The 17,218-nt window shown below is 61.4% G+C and carries 14 protein-coding genes; 3 read left to right on the top strand and 11 right to left on the bottom strand.

Features of this window, described 5'->3' with window-relative positions; translation table 11 throughout:
* Positions 1 to 20: 20 nt before the first annotated feature.
* The 7 genes from phoR to pstS form a co-directional block, all read right to left on the bottom strand.
* A complete protein-coding gene (gene phoR, locus IGS58_RS22780) occupies positions 21 to 1,337 on the bottom strand; it encodes a phosphate regulon sensor histidine kinase PhoR (RefSeq protein ID WP_034778134.1) in 1,317 nt (438 codons plus the stop codon).
* Between the two features lie 11 nt (positions 1,338 to 1,348).
* Positions 1,349 to 2,038 (bottom strand): response regulator, encoded by a 690-nt coding sequence (locus IGS58_RS22775; RefSeq protein WP_034755074.1) that lies wholly within the window; start codon positions 2,036 to 2,038, stop codon positions 1,349 to 1,351.
* A gap of 5 nt (positions 2,039 to 2,043) precedes the next feature.
* Positions 2,044 to 2,754 carry a phosphate signaling complex protein PhoU gene (gene phoU / locus IGS58_RS22770; protein WP_034778131.1) on the bottom strand — a complete coding sequence of 237 codons (711 nt, stop codon included), beginning with the start codon at positions 2,752 to 2,754 and terminating at the stop codon, positions 2,044 to 2,046.
* A 47-nt stretch (positions 2,755 to 2,801) separates the two neighbouring features.
* Positions 2,802 to 3,584, bottom strand: a complete 783-nt coding sequence (gene pstB, locus IGS58_RS22765) for a phosphate ABC transporter ATP-binding protein PstB (protein WP_010396817.1) — start codon at positions 3,582 to 3,584, stop codon at positions 2,802 to 2,804.
* Between the two features lie 38 nt (positions 3,585 to 3,622).
* The gene (gene pstA / locus IGS58_RS22760; RefSeq protein WP_230522758.1) at positions 3,623 to 4,510 is read right to left on the bottom strand and encodes a phosphate ABC transporter permease PstA; all 888 of its coding nucleotides are present in this window, start codon (positions 4,508 to 4,510) and stop codon (positions 3,623 to 3,625) included.
* Positions 4,507 to 5,478 carry a phosphate ABC transporter permease subunit PstC gene (gene pstC, locus IGS58_RS22755; RefSeq protein ID WP_225240714.1) on the bottom strand — a complete coding sequence of 324 codons (972 nt, stop codon included), beginning with the start codon at positions 5,476 to 5,478 and terminating at the stop codon, positions 4,507 to 4,509. Before pstC ends, pstA begins: the two co-directional genes overlap by 4 nt.
* A 308-nt stretch (positions 5,479 to 5,786) precedes the next feature.
* The gene (pstS, locus tag IGS58_RS22750; protein WP_034778123.1) at positions 5,787 to 6,836 is read right to left on the bottom strand and encodes a phosphate ABC transporter substrate-binding protein PstS; all 1,050 of its coding nucleotides are present in this window, start codon (positions 6,834 to 6,836) and stop codon (positions 5,787 to 5,789) included.
* Between the two features lie 271 nt (positions 6,837 to 7,107).
* Between pstS and ppk1 the strand changes: the two genes are divergently transcribed.
* From ppk1 to IGS58_RS29095, 3 genes are all read left to right on the top strand, one after another.
* The gene (ppk1, locus tag IGS58_RS22745) at positions 7,108 to 9,201 is read left to right on the top strand and encodes a polyphosphate kinase 1 (RefSeq protein WP_034778120.1); all 2,094 of its coding nucleotides are present in this window, start codon (positions 7,108 to 7,110) and stop codon (positions 9,199 to 9,201) included.
* A 26-nt stretch (positions 9,202 to 9,227) separates the two neighbouring features.
* The gene (gene sixA, locus IGS58_RS22740; RefSeq protein ID WP_070254143.1) at positions 9,228 to 9,686 is read left to right on the top strand and encodes a phosphohistidine phosphatase SixA; all 459 of its coding nucleotides are present in this window, start codon (positions 9,228 to 9,230) and stop codon (positions 9,684 to 9,686) included.
* A gap of 172 nt (positions 9,687 to 9,858) precedes the next feature.
* Positions 9,859 to 9,984 (top strand): hypothetical protein, encoded by a 126-nt coding sequence (locus IGS58_RS29095; protein WP_254926692.1) that lies wholly within the window; start codon positions 9,859 to 9,861, stop codon positions 9,982 to 9,984.
* A gap of 70 nt (positions 9,985 to 10,054) precedes the next feature.
* Here the strand turns inward: IGS58_RS29095 and IGS58_RS22735 are convergent, their stop codons facing one another.
* The 4 genes from IGS58_RS22735 to IGS58_RS22720 all read right to left on the bottom strand — a co-directional run bounded on the left by IGS58_RS22735 (position 10,055) and on the right by IGS58_RS22720 (position 17,142).
* Positions 10,055 to 11,170, bottom strand: coding sequence for a polyamine ABC transporter substrate-binding protein (locus IGS58_RS22735; RefSeq protein ID WP_092610224.1), 1,116 nt, complete (start codon positions 11,168 to 11,170; stop codon positions 10,055 to 10,057).
* A gap of 161 nt (positions 11,171 to 11,331) precedes the next feature.
* Positions 11,332 to 13,938 carry an ATP-dependent chaperone ClpB gene (gene clpB, locus IGS58_RS22730; RefSeq protein WP_070254148.1) on the bottom strand — a complete coding sequence of 869 codons (2,607 nt, stop codon included), beginning with the start codon at positions 13,936 to 13,938 and terminating at the stop codon, positions 11,332 to 11,334.
* 121 nt (positions 13,939 to 14,059) lie between these two features.
* Positions 14,060 to 14,533 (bottom strand): molybdopterin synthase catalytic subunit MoaE, encoded by a 474-nt coding sequence (moaE, locus tag IGS58_RS22725; RefSeq protein ID WP_034778112.1) that lies wholly within the window; start codon positions 14,531 to 14,533, stop codon positions 14,060 to 14,062.
* Positions 14,530 to 17,142, bottom strand: coding sequence for a DUF349 domain-containing protein (locus tag IGS58_RS22720; RefSeq protein WP_230522757.1), 2,613 nt, complete (start codon positions 17,140 to 17,142; stop codon positions 14,530 to 14,532). The genes moaE and IGS58_RS22720 overlap by 4 nt, the downstream gene beginning before the upstream one ends.
* Positions 17,143 to 17,218: the final 76 nt, after the last annotated feature.

Here is a 17,218-nt window from a genome sequence, read left to right as displayed (position 1 = left end):
GGATGCTTCCCTCCCCCGGCCTACTTGACCAGCAACTCGCCCTGCAGCGGCGTGACGACGGATTTGGGCATGCTGACGATAAAGCTGCTGCCCTTGTCGGCCACGGACTGGATGGCCAAGGTGCCGCCATGGCGCAGCAGCACGTGCTTGACGATGGCCAGGCCCAGGCCCGTGCCCTGGGTTTCGCGCGAACGGCTCTTGTCGACGCGGTAGAAACGTTCCGTCAAACGCGAGATATGTTCCTGGCTGATGCCGATGCCCGTATCTTGCGCGATGAATTGCGGTCCGGCCGGGCCATCCTGCCAGCGCAGGGTGATGGTGCCGCCGGCCGGCGTGTAGCGCACGGCGTTCGAAGCCAGGTTGCCAAACGCGCTGTACAGCTCGTCGTAGCTGCCCAGCACATCGGGACCGTTGCATTCCATGGTCACTTCATGCTTGCCCGCCGACAAGCCCTTGGCGTCGCGCAAGACTTGCTGCATGAGCTTTTTGATATCCACGGGCTCGGGGCGCAGCGGGTAATCGACCGATTCCAGGCGCGACAGGGTCAGCATGTCCTCGATCAGATGCTGCATGCGGTGGCCCTGCTCCGTCATCAGCTTGAGGTGGGCGGCGCGCGTGGCGGCGTCCAGGTCCAGCTCGGCGGAAGCGATTTCCAGGAAGCCCACGATGACCGTCAGCGGCGTGCGCAGTTCGTGCGAGGCGTTGGCGATGAAGTCACGGCGCATCATTTCGATGCGTTCCGTCTCCGTCACATCGTGCGTGACGAGGATCTGGCGGCGGTTTTCAAACGGAATGATCTGCACGATCAGCTTGCGGTTGCGGAAGGTGATCGTCAGCGGCTGGTCGTAGCGGCCCAGGATGATGTAATCCATGAACTCCGGACTGCGGATCAGGTTCGTCACGCGCATGCCCTTGTCGCGCTCGTGCGTGAGGCCCAGATGCTTCTCGGCGGCCGGGTTGCACCATTCGAGGAACAGCACGTCATCCATGATGACGACGCCGTCCGGCAACAGGTGCATGGCCTGGCGGAAACGCGCCAGCCATTCCGTCAGCTCGGCCTGGTTTTTCTCGTCGTCGCGGCGCATGCGGTACAGGCGCGCGAAGATGCTGGTCCAGGCGCCCCAGCCGTCGGGCAGCTTGGCGCTTTGCGGATTGTCCAGCCAATTACTCAGCTGGAACAGATACGACAGCTGCACGAACACCATCATGGCCATCAGCACGAAGGCGATGCCCAGCGCATACGTGGCGCCAAACAGATACCAGACGACGGCTACGCCCAGCAGCGCCAGCACCATGCGCAAGGCGGCCGGTACCCAGAACAGCAATTTCGGATTCATAGAGGCCAGCTTTACTTTTCAGACAACATGTAGCCGACGCTGCGCACCGTCTTGATCAGGCTTTCCGCCTCCTTCAAGGCTTTGCGCAAGCGCAATACGTGGACATCGACCGTGCGTTCCTCGATCACCACATGGTCGCCCCACACCTTGTCGAGCAGCTGGCTGCGCGAAAACACGCGCTCCGGATGGGCCAGCAGGAATTTCAGCAGCTTGTATTCGGCATGGCCGATATCGATCTTCTGTTCATCCATCATCACCGTGCAGCTGACGGGGTCAAGTGCCACGTTGCCGGCGCGCATGGGCGCCTGCGCGTGTTCCGGGCTCTTGCGTCGCAACAGCGCCTTGGCACGGGCCAGCAGCTCGCGCGGCGAGAACGGCTTGGTGACGTAATCGTCGGCCCCGCTGTTCAAGCCGGCCAGCTTGTCTTCTTCCATGCTCTTGGCGGTGAGCATGATGACGGGGATGGCGGCGAAATTGCGGTCGGCGCGGATGCGCGACAGCAGGCGCAAGCCCGTCTGGTCCGGCAGCATCCAGTCCAGCAGGATCAGATGCGGCGTGCGGTGCTGGATGAATTCCCAGGCATCGGCGACATTTTGTACAGAACAGCAATTCCAGCCGGATTCGCGCAGCGAATAGGTCACCAGTTCAACGATGGCCGGCTCATCTTCAACAATCAATACCGTGGTTTTATCAGATGCCATAAAGCTTACTCAGGGAGCTCCTCGGAAATGGCGGGAGCAGCCACCTTGGTGTGGCGGATGTCCTTGCCTTCAACCACGTAAATCACGTATTCGGCGATGTTTTTCGCATGGTCGCCGATCCGTTCGATGGCCTTGGCCACCCACAGGGTATCGAGCGCCGCCGAAATCGTGCGCGGGTCTTCCATCATAAAGGTAATCAAGTTGCGCATGATAGACCGAAACTCATGGTCGATGATGGCATCTTGTGCAATTAATTGTAAGGCCTGCTTGCCATCGTTGCGCGCGAACGCGTCCAGGGCGTCGTGCAGCATGTCGGTGGCCGTGTTGGCAATGCCGCGCACCATCTCGTAATGGTTGACCACGCCGTTGCCGCGCTTGTGCAGATTCTTCGCCACGCGGGCGATTTTCGTCGCTTCGTCGCCTACGCGCTCGAGGTCGGTAATCACCTTGATGGTGGCCATGATGGTGCGCAAGTCGTTGGCGGCCGGCTGGCGGCGCACGATCAGGTGGCTGCAGGCGTCGTCCAGCGACACTTCCAGCTGGTTGACGACATCGTCTTCGCGCATCACGCGGTCGGCCCGCTCCGGATTGCCGATGCGAAAGCACGTCATCGCGTCGAGGAACTGGGTTTCAACGATGCCGCCCATCAGGAGCACTTTCGAGCGGATCGCTTCGAGTTCGTTGTCGTATTGCTTGGATGAATGTTCGCCTATCATGCTGTCTCTCCGTATTCAGTTGTCTTGTAGTCGCTATGCGGGATGGATCAGCCGAAGCGGCCCGTGATGTAATCCTGCGTTTCCTTGCGGGCCGGATTCATGAAGATCTGGTCCGTTTCGCCGAATTCCACCAGCTCGCCCAGGTACATATAGGCCGTGTAGTCGGAGCAGCGCGCCGCCTGCTGCATATTGTGCGTCACGATGGCGATCGTGTAATCCTGTTTCAGTTCGCTGATCAGCTCCTCCACTTTCGAGGTCGAGATCGGATCCAGCGCCGAGGTCGGCTCATCGAGCAGCAAGACGTCCGGTTTCACGGCCACGCCGCGCGCGATGCACAAACGCTGCTGCTGGCCGCCCGACAGCGACAGACCGCTCTTGCTCAGCTTATCCTTGACTTCGCCCCACAGCGCGGCCTTTTTCAGGGCCCACTCGACGCGCTCGTCCATCTCGCCTTTCGACAGGTCTTCATACAGGCGCACGCCGAAGGCGATGTTGTCGTACACGGACATGGGGAATGGTGTCGGCTTCTGGAACACCATGCCGACCTTGGCGCGCAGCATGTTGACGTCCTGGTCGGCGTCGAGCACGTTGCGGCCGCGGTACAGGATCGAGCCTTCCGCGCGCTGGCCCGGATACAGGTCATACATGCGGTTCAGGGTGCGCAGCAGGGTCGACTTGCCGCAACCGGACGGGCCGATGAAAGCCGTGACTTTCTTTTCGTGGATGTCCAGGTTGACATTATGCAAGCTTTGCGTTTTGCCGTAAAAAAAGTTCAGGCCCGAAATCTCGATGGTTTTCTTCTTTGGTGCCAGGTCTTGGGCTGGATTCATTTGCGTATTCATATGGGTTCGCTTCGCTCGGTATCTGTTTAATTAGGGACTTTTTGGCTGAACACGGTGCGCGACAGGATATTCAAGGCCAGCACGCTGAAGGTGATCAGCAGTGCGCCGCCCCAGGCCAGCGAGCGCCAGTTGTCGTACGGGCTCATCGCAAACGATGCGATGACGGACGGCAAGTTGGCCATCGGCGCATTCATGTTGAAGCTTTGGAACTGGTTATTCAGGGCCGTGAACAGCAGCGGTGCCGTTTCGCCGGCGATGCGGGCCAATGCCAGCAGCACACCGGTGATGACGCCAGCCTTGACGGCGCGCAAGCGCACCAGGGTGGCGACCTTCCAGCGCGGCGCGCCGAGGGCAAACGCGGCTTCCAGCAGGCTGTTCGGCACCAGACGCAGCATATTGTCCGTCGTGCGCACGACCACCGGCACGGCGATCAGGGACAGCGCGATGGCGCCCGCATAGCCGGAGAAGTGTTTGACGTGGGCCACATACAGCGCATACACGAACAGGCCGATGACGATCGATGGCGCCGACAGCATGATGTCCGTCACAAAACGCGTCACTTGCGCCAGCTTGTTTTCTTCGCCGTATTCGGCCAGATAGATGCCGGCCAGGATGCCGATCGGCGTGCTGACGACCGTCGCCAGGCCCACCATCAGGGCGCTGCCGACGATGGCATTGATCAGGCCGCCGCCTTCGCTGCCGGGAGCCGGCGTCGTTTGCGTGAACAGGTCGATGGACAAGGCGCCGAAACCCTTGATCACCAGGGTGAACAGGATCCACACGAGCACGGCCAGGCCCAGGGCCATGGCGGCCACCGACAGGGCGATGCCGATGCGGTGCATCAGCAGGCGCTTGCGGTAGACGGGGTTCATGGCCGGCTTGACCGGAACGTCGAGAGTGCTTACTTGGCTCATTTCGTGCCTTCCTTGCGGGACATGCCAGCCAGCATCAGCTTGGCGGCGGATAAGACGATAAAGGTGATGACAAACAGGATCAGAGCCAGCGAGAACAGCGACGCCACGTGCAGCTCGGATTGCGCTTCGCCGAATTCATTGGCCAGCAGGGAGGTGATGCTGTTACCGGCGGCAAACAGCGACCACGACAGTTTATTCGCATTGCCGATGACGAAGGTGACGGCCATGGTCTCGCCCAGTGCGCGGCCCAGGCCCAGCATGACGCCGCCGACGACGCCGGTCTTGGTGTATGGCAAGACGATCTTGCGTACGACTTCCCAGCGCGTGCAGCCCAGGCCGTATGCGGATTCCTTCAGCACGGCAGGGACGATCTCGAACACGTCGCGCATCACGGAAGCGATAAAGGGGATGATCATGATGGCCAGCACCAGGCCGGCCGTCAGCAAGCCGATGCCCATCATGGGGCCGCTGAACAGCTGGCCGATGACGGGCACGTTGCCGAGGGTGGCTTTCAGGATAGGCTGGACGTGGTCGGCAAACAGGGGCGCAAACACGAACAGGCCCCAGATGCCGTAGATGATCGATGGCACGCCGGCCAGCAATTCGACAGCCGTGCCCAGCGGGCGGCGCAGCCAGGCCGGGCAGATTTCCGTGAGGAACAGGGCAATGCCGAAGCTGACGGGAAAGGCGATCAGCAAGGCGATAACCGAGGTCACCAGGGTGCCGATGATGGGGATCAGGGCGCCGTACTGGTCATTGACGGGGTCCCATTCCGCGGACACGATGAAATGCAGGCCGAAGGTCTTGAAGGCCGGTATCGATTCCATGATCAGCGAAATGATGATGCCGACCAGGACGATCAGCACCGACAGGGCGAACAGCATCGTCACCTTGTGGAACATGAAATCCTGGAAGCGCTGCTTGCGCATGGTGGAAAGCATTTGCGCGTGACTGATGGAATCGGTCATGGTGCCGCCTGGCATGGGGATCGTGGAGGAGGTAGATTGTGCGCTCATATTGTGCCAGATGTGGGTGGTACTGCCAGTACTACTAGTTTCGAACTCTTGTTGTATTTTTACTCTTTAGCCAGGACCGTCTGCAAGGGCTTGCGGGCGGTCCTGGCTAACTCCCTGCCCCGCCGTGCTGCTGGCGGGGGCAAGGACATTCTTGCTTGAATAAACCGTAGCGAGCGGCAACTAGTTGTGGCTGAGAAGCGGAGCTGTGCTTTAGCACAGTGAGCATCGCAGGCCGCAAATAGCGCCGCGCAGTAGGTTTATTAGTAGATCGACTTGCCGGAAGCATCTTTCAGGTTAGCTTTCCACGACTCTTGCACCAGTTTCACGACCGATGCAGGCATCGGCACGTAGTCCAGTTCGACGGCAGCAGGGCCGCCGTTCTTGTAGGCCCAGTCGAAAAATTTCAGGACTTCTTTTGCCTTGCCTGCGTCAGCCTGGACTTTGTGCATCAGGATGAACGACACGCCGGTGATAGGCCAGCTGTTCTTGCCAGCCTGGTCGGTCAGGACCACGCCGAAGCCTGGGGTTTGCGTCCAAGGTGCCGAAGCGGCTGCTGCCTTGAAGTTTTCGTCGTCAGGTTGCAGGAAGTTGCCATCCTTGTTTTGCAGCTGGGTGTGCGACATCTTGTTTTTCTTGGCGTAAGCCCACTCGACGTAGCCGATCGAACCCTTGATACGCTGTACGTTGGCGGCGACGCCTTCGTTACCCTTGCCGCCCACGCCCACGGCCCATTTCACAGCCGAGCCAGCGCCGATTTTCGATTTGAATTCCGGGTTGGTTTTCGACAGGAAGTCGGTGAACAGGAACGAGGTGCCCGAACCGTCGGCGCGGTGCACCACGGTGATTTCCGTGTCCGGCAGCTTGACGCCACTGTTCAGCGCGGCGATTTCAGGAGCGCTCCACTTGGTGATCTTGCCCAGGTAGATGTCGCCAACGACTTTACCCGTCATTTTCAGCTGGCCTGGGGTCACGCCGTCCAGGTTGACGATGGTGACCACGCCGCCCATGATGGCCGGGAACTGCATCAAGCCCGCTTCTTCCAGCTCTTCTGCCTTCAAAGGCATGTCCGAGGCGCCGAATTCAACAGTCTTGGCCTTGATTTGCTTGATGCCAGCGCCGGAACCGACGGACTGGTAGTTCAGGCCGTTGCCCGTGTTGGCTTTGTACGTCTCAGCCCATTTGGCGTAGATCGGGTACGGGAAGGTTGCGCCAGCACCTGTCATATCTGCCGCCATGACGGAAGCGGAAGAAAATGCCATCGCTGCCGAAGCACCCACGACGATAAATTTGAACATTTGCTTCATTTGCATATCAAGTCCTCAGGGTTGTTAGGGCTCAAAGTCCCGGTTGAATGCTGCGCAGTCTAGCAAGCGAATATGACAGCTTTATGACATGGGTAAAAATTCCTGAAATAATTGGCTACGCCCCGGGAAATGCCATTTTCGGCGTGAAAAATGACAGCGCGGGCGACGCTTTATGACAGCTTATGTCACGCTTACGTCATATTTCATGATTACACTCACAACGCGTCATACATGATGAAATACGGCTAGAATTAACTATCTGCAAAGACAAAAGAATATGAAACCTGAACTGCACACGGAAGTGACCAAATCGGGCATCCTGCTTGACCGCGAGCTGTCGCAACTGACTTTCAACCGGCGCGTGATGGCCCAGGCGGAAGATCCGAACATTCCGCTGCTCGAGCGCCTGCGCTACCTGTGCATCGTCAGCAGTAACATGGATGAGTTCTTCGAGGTGCGTGTGGCCAGCCTGCTGGCGGCCGGCAGCATCGGCGGTTCGCTGGCGGGCCACCCTGCCCTGGCTGCCAACCTGGAGCGTATCGGCAAGGAATGCCATGCGCTGGTGGAACGCCAGTACGAGATATTGAATAACGACGTCTTGCCGGCCCTGCGCGAAGCGGGCGTGCATTTGCTGCGCGACAGCGACCGCAACGAGGCGCAGCGCGCGTGGGTCAAGCAATACTTCGACCGCGAAGTGCGCCCCCTGCTGACGCCGATTGGCCTCGACCCGGCCCACCCATTCCCGCAAGTGGTCAATAAAAGTCTCAATTTCATCGTCTCGCTGAGCGGCAAGGATGCGTTCGGCCGCGGCACGGCGATCGCCATCGTCAAGGCGCCCCGCGTCTTGCCACGCGTCATCAAGCTGCCGGACGAGATTTCCGGCGATGGCGTGTCTTTCTGTTTATTATCGTCCGTTATCCACGCGCATATCTCGGACTTATTCGCCGGACGCGAAGTGATCGCCTATTCGCAATTCCGCGTCACGCGCGACAGCGACCTGTGGGTGGACGAGGACGAAGTCAAGAACCTGCGCCAGGCCCTGAAGGGCGAGCTGGTGGGGCGCCAGTTCGGCACCTCCGTGCGCCTGGAGGTGGCGCGCAATTGCCCACCAGAATTGTCGCAATTCCTGCTCGACCAGTTCAGCCTGGATCAAAGCCGCCTCTACCGCGTCAACGGCCCCGTGAACCTGGTGCGCCTGTCGGAAATGATCGACCACGTCAAGCAGCCGGAGCTGCGCTTTCCGCCATTTTTCCCCGGCCTGGCCCATAAAGCCATCGGCAACGACATCTTTGCCGCCCTGACCAAGCACGACATCCTGCTGCACCACCCGTACCAGTCGTTCCAGACGGTGATCGACTTCATCCGCAGCGCCGCCTACGATCCCTCCGTCGTGGCCATCAAGCAGACGATCTACCGCACGGGCATGAATTCGGACCTGATGGAGTCGCTGATCACGGCGGCGAAGATGGGCAAGGAAGTGACCGTCATCGTGGAATTGATGGCGCGCTTCGACGAAGAAGCCAATATCAACTGGGCCGACAAGCTGGAACAGGCCGGCGCGCAAGTCGTGTACGGCGTCGTGGGACTGAAGACCCATGCCAAGGTGGCGCTCGTCATCCGGCGCGAAGAAGGCTCCTTGCGCTTCTACGCCCACCTGGGCACCGGCAACTACCACCCCACCACCACCAAGTTGTACACGGATTTTGGCTTGCTGACGGCGAACCAGGACCTGGCCGTGGAAGTGAACGAAGTCTTCATCCACCTGACCAGCCTGACCAAGCCGCACAACCTGAACCATTTGTGGCTGGCGCCGTTCGGCCTGCAAAGCGAGATCATCAAGGCGATCCGCAACGAGGCGAAGATTGCCCGTTCGGGCCGGCGCGGGCGCATCATCGTGAAAGTCAACGCACTGGTCGACGAATCCGTGATCCGCGCCTTGTATGCGGCCTCGACCGATGGCGTGAAGATCGACCTGATCGTGCGCGGCGCCTGCACCCTGAAGCCGGGCGTGCCTGGCCTGTCGGAAAACATCAAGGTGCGCTCCGTGATCGGCCGCTTCCTCGAACACAGCCGCATCTACTACTTCCGCAACGACCTGGCGCACGATGTCTACCTGGCCAGCGCCGACTGGATGAGCCGCAACCTGTTCCGCCGCGTGGAAGTGGCCTTCCCCGTGCTGGACCGGGCGCTGAAGCGGCGCGTGATCGCCGAGGGCCTGAATCCGTATTTGAAGGATAATACAAATGCATGGGAACTGGAGCCGACGGGCCACTATGCGCGCCGCAAGCCACGCGGCAAGCAAACGCCGTTCAGCGCCCAGCAATACCTGATGCACACACTGGGCACGCCGGGCGCGGAGGTCGGCGAATAGGCAATTTCAACACAGAGGAGCACAACATGGATCTCATCTTGTGGCGACACGCAGAAGCCGAGCCGGGCGTTCCCGATCTCGAACGCGCCCTGACCGTCAAAGGGCAGAAACAGGCGCGCCGCATGGGCGAATGGCTCGCTTCGCAATTGCCGGAAAACTGCCGCATCCTCGTCAGCCCCGCCCTGCGCACCCTGCAAACGGCCGAAGCGCTGGGCCGCAAGTTCAAACTGATGCCGGAACTGGCACCCGGCGCCGAGGCGGAAGATATCCTCAAGGCGGCCAACTGGCCCGGCGGCAAGGAAACCGTGCTCATCGTCGGCCACCAGCCCACCCTGGGCCAGGCGGCCGCCCTGCTGCTGACGGGAGAAGAACAGGAATGGGAACTGCGCAAGGCCAGCGCATGGTGGTTTTCCCAGCGCGAACCGGGCGACCCCATCAGCGTTTATCTAAAAGCCGTGATGGCGCACGACCTGGTGGTGAAATGAAGGAAATGCGCAAAAAGTGCGCTGGGACAAATACTAGCAGGAATTACAACTCGGCAGCCTTGTAAAGCGCTGCCGATCTGCTAGAGTTTAATTGCATCAACTACGTGTTGGAGCACTGCTCTGGCACATTGAGCAACCCAGCGGACAGCCGTCCAACGGCGGCTGAAAGACCATGTTAACCTTCCTCGTTTTTCTCTTCATCGCCATCTTCGCCGCCATCATCGGCTTCGTCGCCTTTGAACTGATCGAAGAAATGCGCGGCAGTCACCACAAGCTGATGGACCGCTACCACGAGTAGTGTTCACCTCGGCAATATCGCATGGCGCCAGCGACGGCCTACAGGCCCGTCCCTCGCGCCATCCTTGTTTTTACACTCCCGTCTTGAACTTTGTATAGATACGCGTCATCAAGCGGCGGATATCGGCCGTAGTCGCTTCCGGTGCGGCCATGCGCTGCTTGTCGGCGTCCGACAGGAAGATGGCCTTGTTTTCACCGATGTCCTTGCGTACATACTTGATGCTGGCCGGATTCGGATTCGCGTAAAACACCTTGTTGCTCAGGCTGGCATGCACTTGCGGGCGCAAAATGTAGTTGATGAACAGGTGCGCATTGGTCGGATGCGGCGCGTCGGCCGGGATGGCCATGGTGTCGAACATCAGGGCGGCCGTCTTCGGCACCAGCACCTGGATCACATTGCCGTTTTTCGCATCGATGGCGCGCTGACGCGCGATATTGATGTCGCCCGACCAGCCCAGCGCCACGCAGACGGAACCGTTGGCCATGTCATTGATATAGCCGGACGAGCTGAACAGGGTCACGTAAGGGCGGATGGCCTGCAGCACCTTGCCAGCTTCCTGATAGTCAGCGGCCGTTTTCGAATAGGCGGGCTTGCCCAGGTATTGCAGGGCGGCCGGCAGCACTTCCGACGGCGAGTCGAGGAAGGACACGCCGCATGATTTCAGCTTCGCCGCGTATTTCGGGTCGAAGATCAGGTCCCAGGCATTGTCCGGCATGGGCATGCCGCCCAGCGCGGCCTTGACCTTGTTGACGTTGATGCCCACCGTCGTGTAGCCCCACAGCCAGTCGACCAGGTAATCGTTGTTCGGGTCGATCTTCGACAGCTTGGCCTGCAGGTTCGGGTCCAGGTTGCCCAGGTTCGTCAGCTTGCTCTTGTCGAGCTTGCGCAGCAAGCCCGCATCGATCTGCAGGCGCGCCCACTGGGCCGTCGGCACGACGATGTCGTAGCCGGACTTGCCCGCCACCAGTTTCGCATTGAGGATTTCGTTATTGTCGAAAACGTCGTAGCGTACCTTGATGCCCGTTTCCTTCTCAAAATTCTTGATCGTATCGTCGCCGATATAGTCCGACCAGTTATAGATGTTCAGGACTTTTTCTTCCTGGGCGTGCGCAGGCAATGCCAGCACGGCTGCCGCCAAGGTCAATCCCACTCCAATGCGCCGCCCTGCTTGCCATGTGTTTGCCATCGTACCGCCTCCGGAATTAGTCAGAAAATAGTGCCGATGATAGCAAGAAGGGCGCGATCAGGTCTAGCCTGATCGCGCCCTTGCTAGGATTCAACCCAAAAGCAAAGACCGGGGTCGGCCCCTCAGGGTCCGACCCCAGCCTTTCGCCGCTGGGGTCAACATTACACCTTGTCCAGCCCCACCTGCGCCCCCGTAAACACCAGGTTGCCGTTCTGGGCGTCGATGCGGATCTCGTCTTTCGGGCCAAACTTGCCTTCCAGGATCAGCTTCGACAGCGGATTTTCGATCTGCTGCTGGATCGCCCGCTTCAGCGGACGGGCGCCATATACCGGGTCGTAGCCCGCTTCGGCGATTTGCTGCAACGCCGCGTCCGTCAAGCTCAGCTGCATGTCCATGCGCGCCAGACGCTCTTCGAGTATCTTCAGCTGGATCTTCGCGATCGCGCCGATGTTTTTCTCGTCGAGGCCGTGGAACACGACGATTTCGTCGATACGGTTGACGAACTCGGGACGGAAGTGCGAGCGTACCTCGGCCATCACGGCCAGCTTCACGACACCGGGATCATCGCTTTCCATGGCCTGGATCTTATGCGAACCCAGGTTAGAGGTCATGATGATGACGGTATTCTTGAAGTCCACCGTGCGGCCCTGGCCATCCGTCATGCGTCCATCGTCGAGCACTTGCAGCAGCACGTTGAAGACGTCGGCATGCGCCTTTTCCACTTCGTCGAGCAGGATCACGCTGTACGGCTTGCGGCGCACTGCTTCCGTCAGGTAGCCGCCCTCGTCGTAGCCCACGTAGCCGGGCGGCGCGCCGATCAAGCGGGCCACGGAATGCTTCTCCATGAACTCGCTCATGTCGATGCGGATCATCGATTCTTCCGTATCGAACAGGAAGGTGGCCAGTGCCTTGCTCAGCTCGGTCTTGCCCACGCCCGTCGGCCCCAGGAACATGAAGGAACCATACGGACGGTTCGGGTCGCTCAAGCCGGCGCGCGAGCGGCGGATGGCGTCAGCCACGGCCGTGATCGCCTCATCCTGGCCCACGACGCGCTCATGCAGCTTCTCTTCGATGTGCAGCAGCTTGTCGCGCTCGCCCTGCATCATGCGCGACACGGGAATGCCCGTCGCGCGCGACACCACTTCGGCGATTTCCTCGGCGCCCACCTCCGTGCGCAGCAGCTTCGGCTGGTCGGGGTCGAGTTTCGGGATGCCGCTGTCAGCCTGCTTGAGCTGGGCTTCCAGCTGCGGCAGCTTGCCGTATTGCAGCTCCGACACTTTCTGCCAGTTGCTCTCGCGCGTGGCCTGCTCCATCTGCAGCTTGACTTGCTCGATCTCTTCCTTGATGTGCGTGCTGCCTTGCACCACGGCTTTTTCCGCCTTCAGGATTTCCTCGAAGTCGTTGTATTCGCGCTGCAGCTTGACGATCTCTTCCTCGATCAGGCCCAGGCGGCGCAACGATGCTTCGTCCTTTTCCTTCTTGACGGCTTCGCGCTCGATCTTCAGCTGGATCAAACGGCGTTCCAGCTTGTCCATCACTTCCGGCTTCGAGTCGATCTCGATCTTGATCTTCGCCGCCGCTTCATCGATCAGGTCGATCGCCTTGTCGGGCAGGAAGCGGTCCGTGATGTAGCGGTGCGACAGCTCGGCGGCGGCGATGATGGCCGCGTCCGTGATTTCCACCTTGTGATGCAGCGCGTATTTGTCCTGCAAGCCGCGCAGGATGGCGATCGTCGCTTCCACGGTCGGCTCGTCGACGAGCACTTTCTGGAAGCGGCGTTCCAGCGCGGCATCCTTCTCGATGTACTTGCGGTACTCGTCGAGGGTGGTCGCGCCCACGCAGTGCAGCTCGCCGCGCGCCAGCGCCGGTTTCAGCATATTGCCGGCGTCCATCGCGCCCTCGGCCTTGCCCGCGCCCACCATGGTGTGCATCTCGTCGATGAAGACGATGGTTTGCCCTTCATCCATGGCCAGTTCCTTCAGCACGGATTTCAGGCGTTCCTCGAATTCGCCGCGGAATTTCGCACCGGCCAGCAAGGCAGCCATGTCCAGCGACAGTACGCGCTTGCCTTTCAGCGATTCCGGCACTTCGCCATTGACGATGCGCTGCGCCAGGCCTTCGACGATGGCCGTCTTGCCCACGCCCGGTTCACCGATCAGCACGGGATTGTTCTTGCTGCGGCGCTGCAGGATCTGGATGGTGCGGCGGATTTCATCGTCGCGGCCGATGACAGGGTCGAGCTTGCCCTTGCGCGCCCGCTCCGTCAGGTCCAGCGTGTATTTTTTCAGGGCTTCGCGCTGGCCTTCGGCCTCTTGCGAATCGACCTTGTTGCCGCCGCGCACGGCGTCGATGGCCGCTTCCAGGGCCTTGCGGGTCAGGCCGTTTTCGCGCGCCAGCTTGCCGCAGTCGGACTTGTCGTCCGTCATGGCCAGCAAGACCATTTCGCTGGACACGAACTGGTCGCCCGCCTTTTGCGATTCCTTGTCGGCCAGATTCAGCAAGGCCACGAATTCGCGGCTGACCTGCACGTCGCCGCCAGTGCCCGACACCTTCGGCAAGCGTTCGATGGACGCGCCCAGGGCCTTGGACAGGCCGCCCACGTTGACGCCGGCCCGCTGCAAGAGCGAACGGGCGCCGCCGTCGTCCTGGTTCAACAGGGCCGTCAGCAAATGGACTGGTTCGATATAGGGATTGTCGTTGCCCACGGCCAAGCTTTGCGCATCGGCCAGGGCTTCCTGTAATTTGGTAGTGAGTTTGTCTTGTCGCATGAAAAGCGCTCCCGGTTAATTAGTTGTTAACCAAATTGGGGTGAGGCAGTACTTTTCAAGCATACACAAAGCAGAAAACCGCTGCATTTGGGCAAATGCTAGCGTGCGCGGCAGATACGATTCAAATGGTGCTTGCTTTTACCGTCCACTTGTCCAGCGCCGTCTCGTCGCTGTCGCGCGCATCGACCCAGCGCGCCCCTTCGGGCGTGTCTTCCTTCTTCCAGAACGGCGCTTCCGTCTTCAGGTAATCGATGATGAACTCGCAGGCGGCAAAGGCCTCGCCCCGGTGGGCGGACGAGACCGCCACCAGCACGATCTGCTCCTGCGGCAGCAAGGGCCCCACGCGGTGGATCACCAGCGCACCGGACAAGGGCCAGCGGCCGCGCGCCTGCTCGACGATGGCCTCGATGGATTTCTCCGTCATGCCCGGATAGTGCTCGAGCTCCATGGCGGCCACGTCCAGTCCCTCGTTCATGTCGCGCACCGTGCCGACAAAGCCGACGACGGCACCCACCTTGGGGTTGCCTGCACGCAATTGTGCGATTTCTTGACTCAAGTCAAAATCGGCGTGCTGGACGCGGACACTGGTACTCATTTGGCATGCCCTCCGATGCGGCGCAGCAGGGTTTCGATGCGGCTGGCCGTGCGCGCATCGGTGGCGGCGGGAATCGCGCACAGCTGCATCAGCTGCGACACTTGCGTGAGCGGCTTCTGGCCCGATTTCAGCGACGATTGCAGCACTTCCACCTGCATCTTCAGGCGGTCGCGGGCAAATTCGGCGCCGCTGTCGACTCCGGCGACGATTTCCAGGCGCAAGACTTCCTCGAGCAAGCGGGCCTGGTTGGCCTGCAATTGCTGCACGTAGGCGTCAGCGCCCTCGCCCAGCGCGGTCTGGGCGGCGGCAAAGCGCTGCTGCAGGCTGCGTTCGTATTGCGTGTCGAGCGGCGGCAAGGCGCTCCAGCGTTCGGTCCAGGCAGCCGCATCGGCGCCGGCATCGCCCTCGGCCAGCGTAGCTTCCAGCGCCTGCACCAGGCGCAGCTTGTCGCGCAAGGCGTTGGCCTGCGCCGCGCCGGCGCGCTCGGCGATGGCGTCCGCTTGCGCTTGCACGCCAGCCACGGCCGCGTGGTAGCGCTGCTCGATCTTCGCTTCACTGGCGCGCGGCACGGGACCGGTAGCGTTCCAGGCGGCGCGCGTGTCGCGCAGCAAGTGGTTGATGAAGGCCGTGCGGGACTTGTCGTCGCCATCCGGCACGACGGCCGTTTCCAGCGCGGCGCACAGCGCTTCGCGCGCATGCAGGTGTTCGCGGCGCTCGTGGTCGGCCGCGTGGGCCGTTTCCTTGCGCTTGGCGAAGATATCGTCGCAGGCGGCGCGGAAACGCTGCCACAGCGCCTGTTCCGCGCGGCGTTCCAGCGGCAGGGCCTTCGCCAGTTCCTGCCATTTATCCTGCAAGGCTTTCAGCATGTCGACCGTATTGCGCTCCGATGGCTTGAGCAAGCCCACTTCGACGATCAATTGTTCGCGGCGCGCCGTCTCGATCTGGCGCTGCGTGTCCAGCGGCTTCGACAGGGCGTCCAGCGCGGCGCCGAACTCCGTATCCAGGCGTTTCTTTTCCTTGCGGTCGATGGTGCCCAGGCGCGTCCACGCCTGGCGCAGGCGCTGCGAGGCGGAGGCGACGTGTTTCCAGTCGGTACTCTCTTCGGCAGCCAGGGCAGCCGTTTCCGCGATCAGTTCCTGGGCCTTGGCCGCATTGCCGTGGCGCTCTTCGGCCAATTGCTTGAAATGCTGGGCCGCCGGCGCGTACGCGAGGCTGCAGGCCGCGTCAAAACGTTCCCACAGGGATTTCGGAGCCGGGCCGGACAGGGTGTCGAGCGACTTCCAGCGCTCGCGCAGGCTGCCCACTTTCTTGGCCAGCTCGGCCATTGGGAGTTCTTGCGCCGGCAATTCCTCGCCGGCCTTGACCAGCTCCTCGCGCGAGACGTTGCCGCCCCAGCGCGCCCAGTCGGCCAGTTGCTTGAATTGCCCGCGCACATGGGCCAGGCGGTCCGCTTGCGCAGGCGTCAGCCGGCCGTGCTTGCTATCGCGCAAGGTCTTGTCATGCTCGGAAGCCACGTGCAACAAGCCATCCTGCAGGGCCGCTTCCATGGCGTCGAGTGCTTTGAAGAATTGCTCCGTCGCTTCTTTCGACACGGGCGCGTGTTCCTGGCGCGGCTTGCGCGGCGCTGGGTCGGCATGGGCCGCTGCGGCCTCTGGCGTTGCCGCCTGCACGGGCGCCGGCGCGCTGGCCAGCACGGCCGCAAATTGCTGCTGCAGGCTGTCGGACAAGGGCGACTCAGGCAGGCGCGGCAGGGCTTGCCACGCGCGTTTCAAGGTGTCTGCATCGAGCGTGGCGGCGTCCTGCGCCTGCCATTCGGCCAGTGCGGCCTGGCGCGCATCGAACACGGCCTGGTGCTGCTGCAGGGCTTGCAAGGCGGATTGCGCCTGTTCGCGCGCCTGGCTGAAATCGTTTTCCAGGTGTTTCGGCAAGGAAGCGCGCTCGGGCGATTGCGCATGCTGCGCATGTTCCGCATCCAGGCGGGCCAGCGCCTGCGCCAGGTCAGCGGCGGACTGGCCATTGCTGGCCAGCGCGCGCGCGGCGGCGACGGCATCGATCACGGCGCGCTGCAGTACCACTTGCGCTTCCAGGCGGGCGGCCAGGGCGGCGCGCGCGCCGGTGAAGGCGGTCGCCAGTTCCGGCGTGGCCTTGATGACTTGCCATTGGCGATCCAGCTCGGCGACCTGGTTCGGGCTCAGCTTGTCATCGTTCAACAGGCGCTGGGCCGTGTCGATGCTGGCCTGGGCGCGCTGCGTCTCGGCGGCCTGGTGGCGGATCAGGTCGATGCGACCCTGCATCAGCTTGGCCACGCGGCGGTCCGTGTTGCGCATGGCCTGGTGGACTTTTTCCAGCAGGGGCAAGGCATGGACGTGTTCGGCCGCGATCAATCGGGCATCGGCAAATTCGCTGGACAGGATGAATTCTAAGGCGGCGGCTTCGTCGCCGGCCACGGCATGAGCACGCGCAACCTGTTCGGCGCGGCGCGATGCGCTCTGCGCCGAGGCGGCGGCCTGTTCTGCCACGACAGGATCGGGGACGGCAGTCTTGCTGGCAGAACGCTTGAAGAGAAATTCGAACATGACGGGTTTCGCGTGGATCAAAACCACCATCATAACAAAGCCCGGGGTATTGCATCGGACAGGGCTGAACAAGTTATCAAATGAATAAAGCGAATCTTTTCCCTGGATT

It is taken from the genome of Janthinobacterium sp. EB271-G4-7A (assembly GCF_020858075.1).
Lineage (GTDB): Bacteria > Pseudomonadota > Gammaproteobacteria > Burkholderiales > Burkholderiaceae_D > Janthinobacterium > Janthinobacterium lividum.
The sequence above is the reverse complement of the archived record's forward strand: the minus strand, read 5'-3'. Positions and strand labels throughout refer to the sequence as shown.

Coding starts and splice junctions, on each gene's coding strand:
- sixA (WP_070254143.1), top strand. CDS start 9,228: ATGGATCTCATCTTGTGGCGACACGCAGAAGCCGAGCCGGGCGTTCCC.
- IGS58_RS22775 (WP_034755074.1), bottom strand. CDS start 2,038: ATGGCATCTGATAAAACCACGGTATTGATTGTTGAAGATGAGCCGGCC.
- moaE (WP_034778112.1), bottom strand. CDS start 14,533: ATGAGTACCAGTGTCCGCGTCCAGCACGCCGATTTTGACTTGAGTCAA.
- pstA (WP_230522758.1), bottom strand. CDS start 4,510: ATGAGCCAAGTAAGCACTCTCGACGTTCCGGTCAAGCCGGCCATGAAC.
- IGS58_RS29095 (WP_254926692.1), top strand. CDS start 9,859: ATGTTAACCTTCCTCGTTTTTCTCTTCATCGCCATCTTCGCCGCCATC.
- phoR (WP_034778134.1), bottom strand. CDS start 1,337: ATGAATCCGAAATTGCTGTTCTGGGTACCGGCCGCCTTGCGCATGGTG.
- clpB (WP_070254148.1), bottom strand. CDS start 13,938: ATGCGACAAGACAAACTCACTACCAAATTACAGGAAGCCCTGGCCGAT.
- pstS (WP_034778123.1), bottom strand. CDS start 6,836: ATGCAAATGAAGCAAATGTTCAAATTTATCGTCGTGGGTGCTTCGGCA.
- ppk1 (WP_034778120.1), top strand. CDS start 7,108: ATGAAACCTGAACTGCACACGGAAGTGACCAAATCGGGCATCCTGCTT.
- phoU (WP_034778131.1), bottom strand. CDS start 2,754: ATGATAGGCGAACATTCATCCAAGCAATACGACAACGAACTCGAAGCG.
- IGS58_RS22735 (WP_092610224.1), bottom strand. CDS start 11,170: ATGGCAAACACATGGCAAGCAGGGCGGCGCATTGGAGTGGGATTGACC.
- IGS58_RS22720 (WP_230522757.1), bottom strand. CDS start 17,142: ATGATGGTGGTTTTGATCCACGCGAAACCCGTCATGTTCGAATTTCTC.
- pstC (WP_225240714.1), bottom strand. CDS start 5,478: ATGACCGATTCCATCAGTCACGCGCAAATGCTTTCCACCATGCGCAAG.
- pstB (WP_010396817.1), bottom strand. CDS start 3,584: ATGAATCCAGCCCAAGACCTGGCACCAAAGAAGAAAACCATCGAGATT.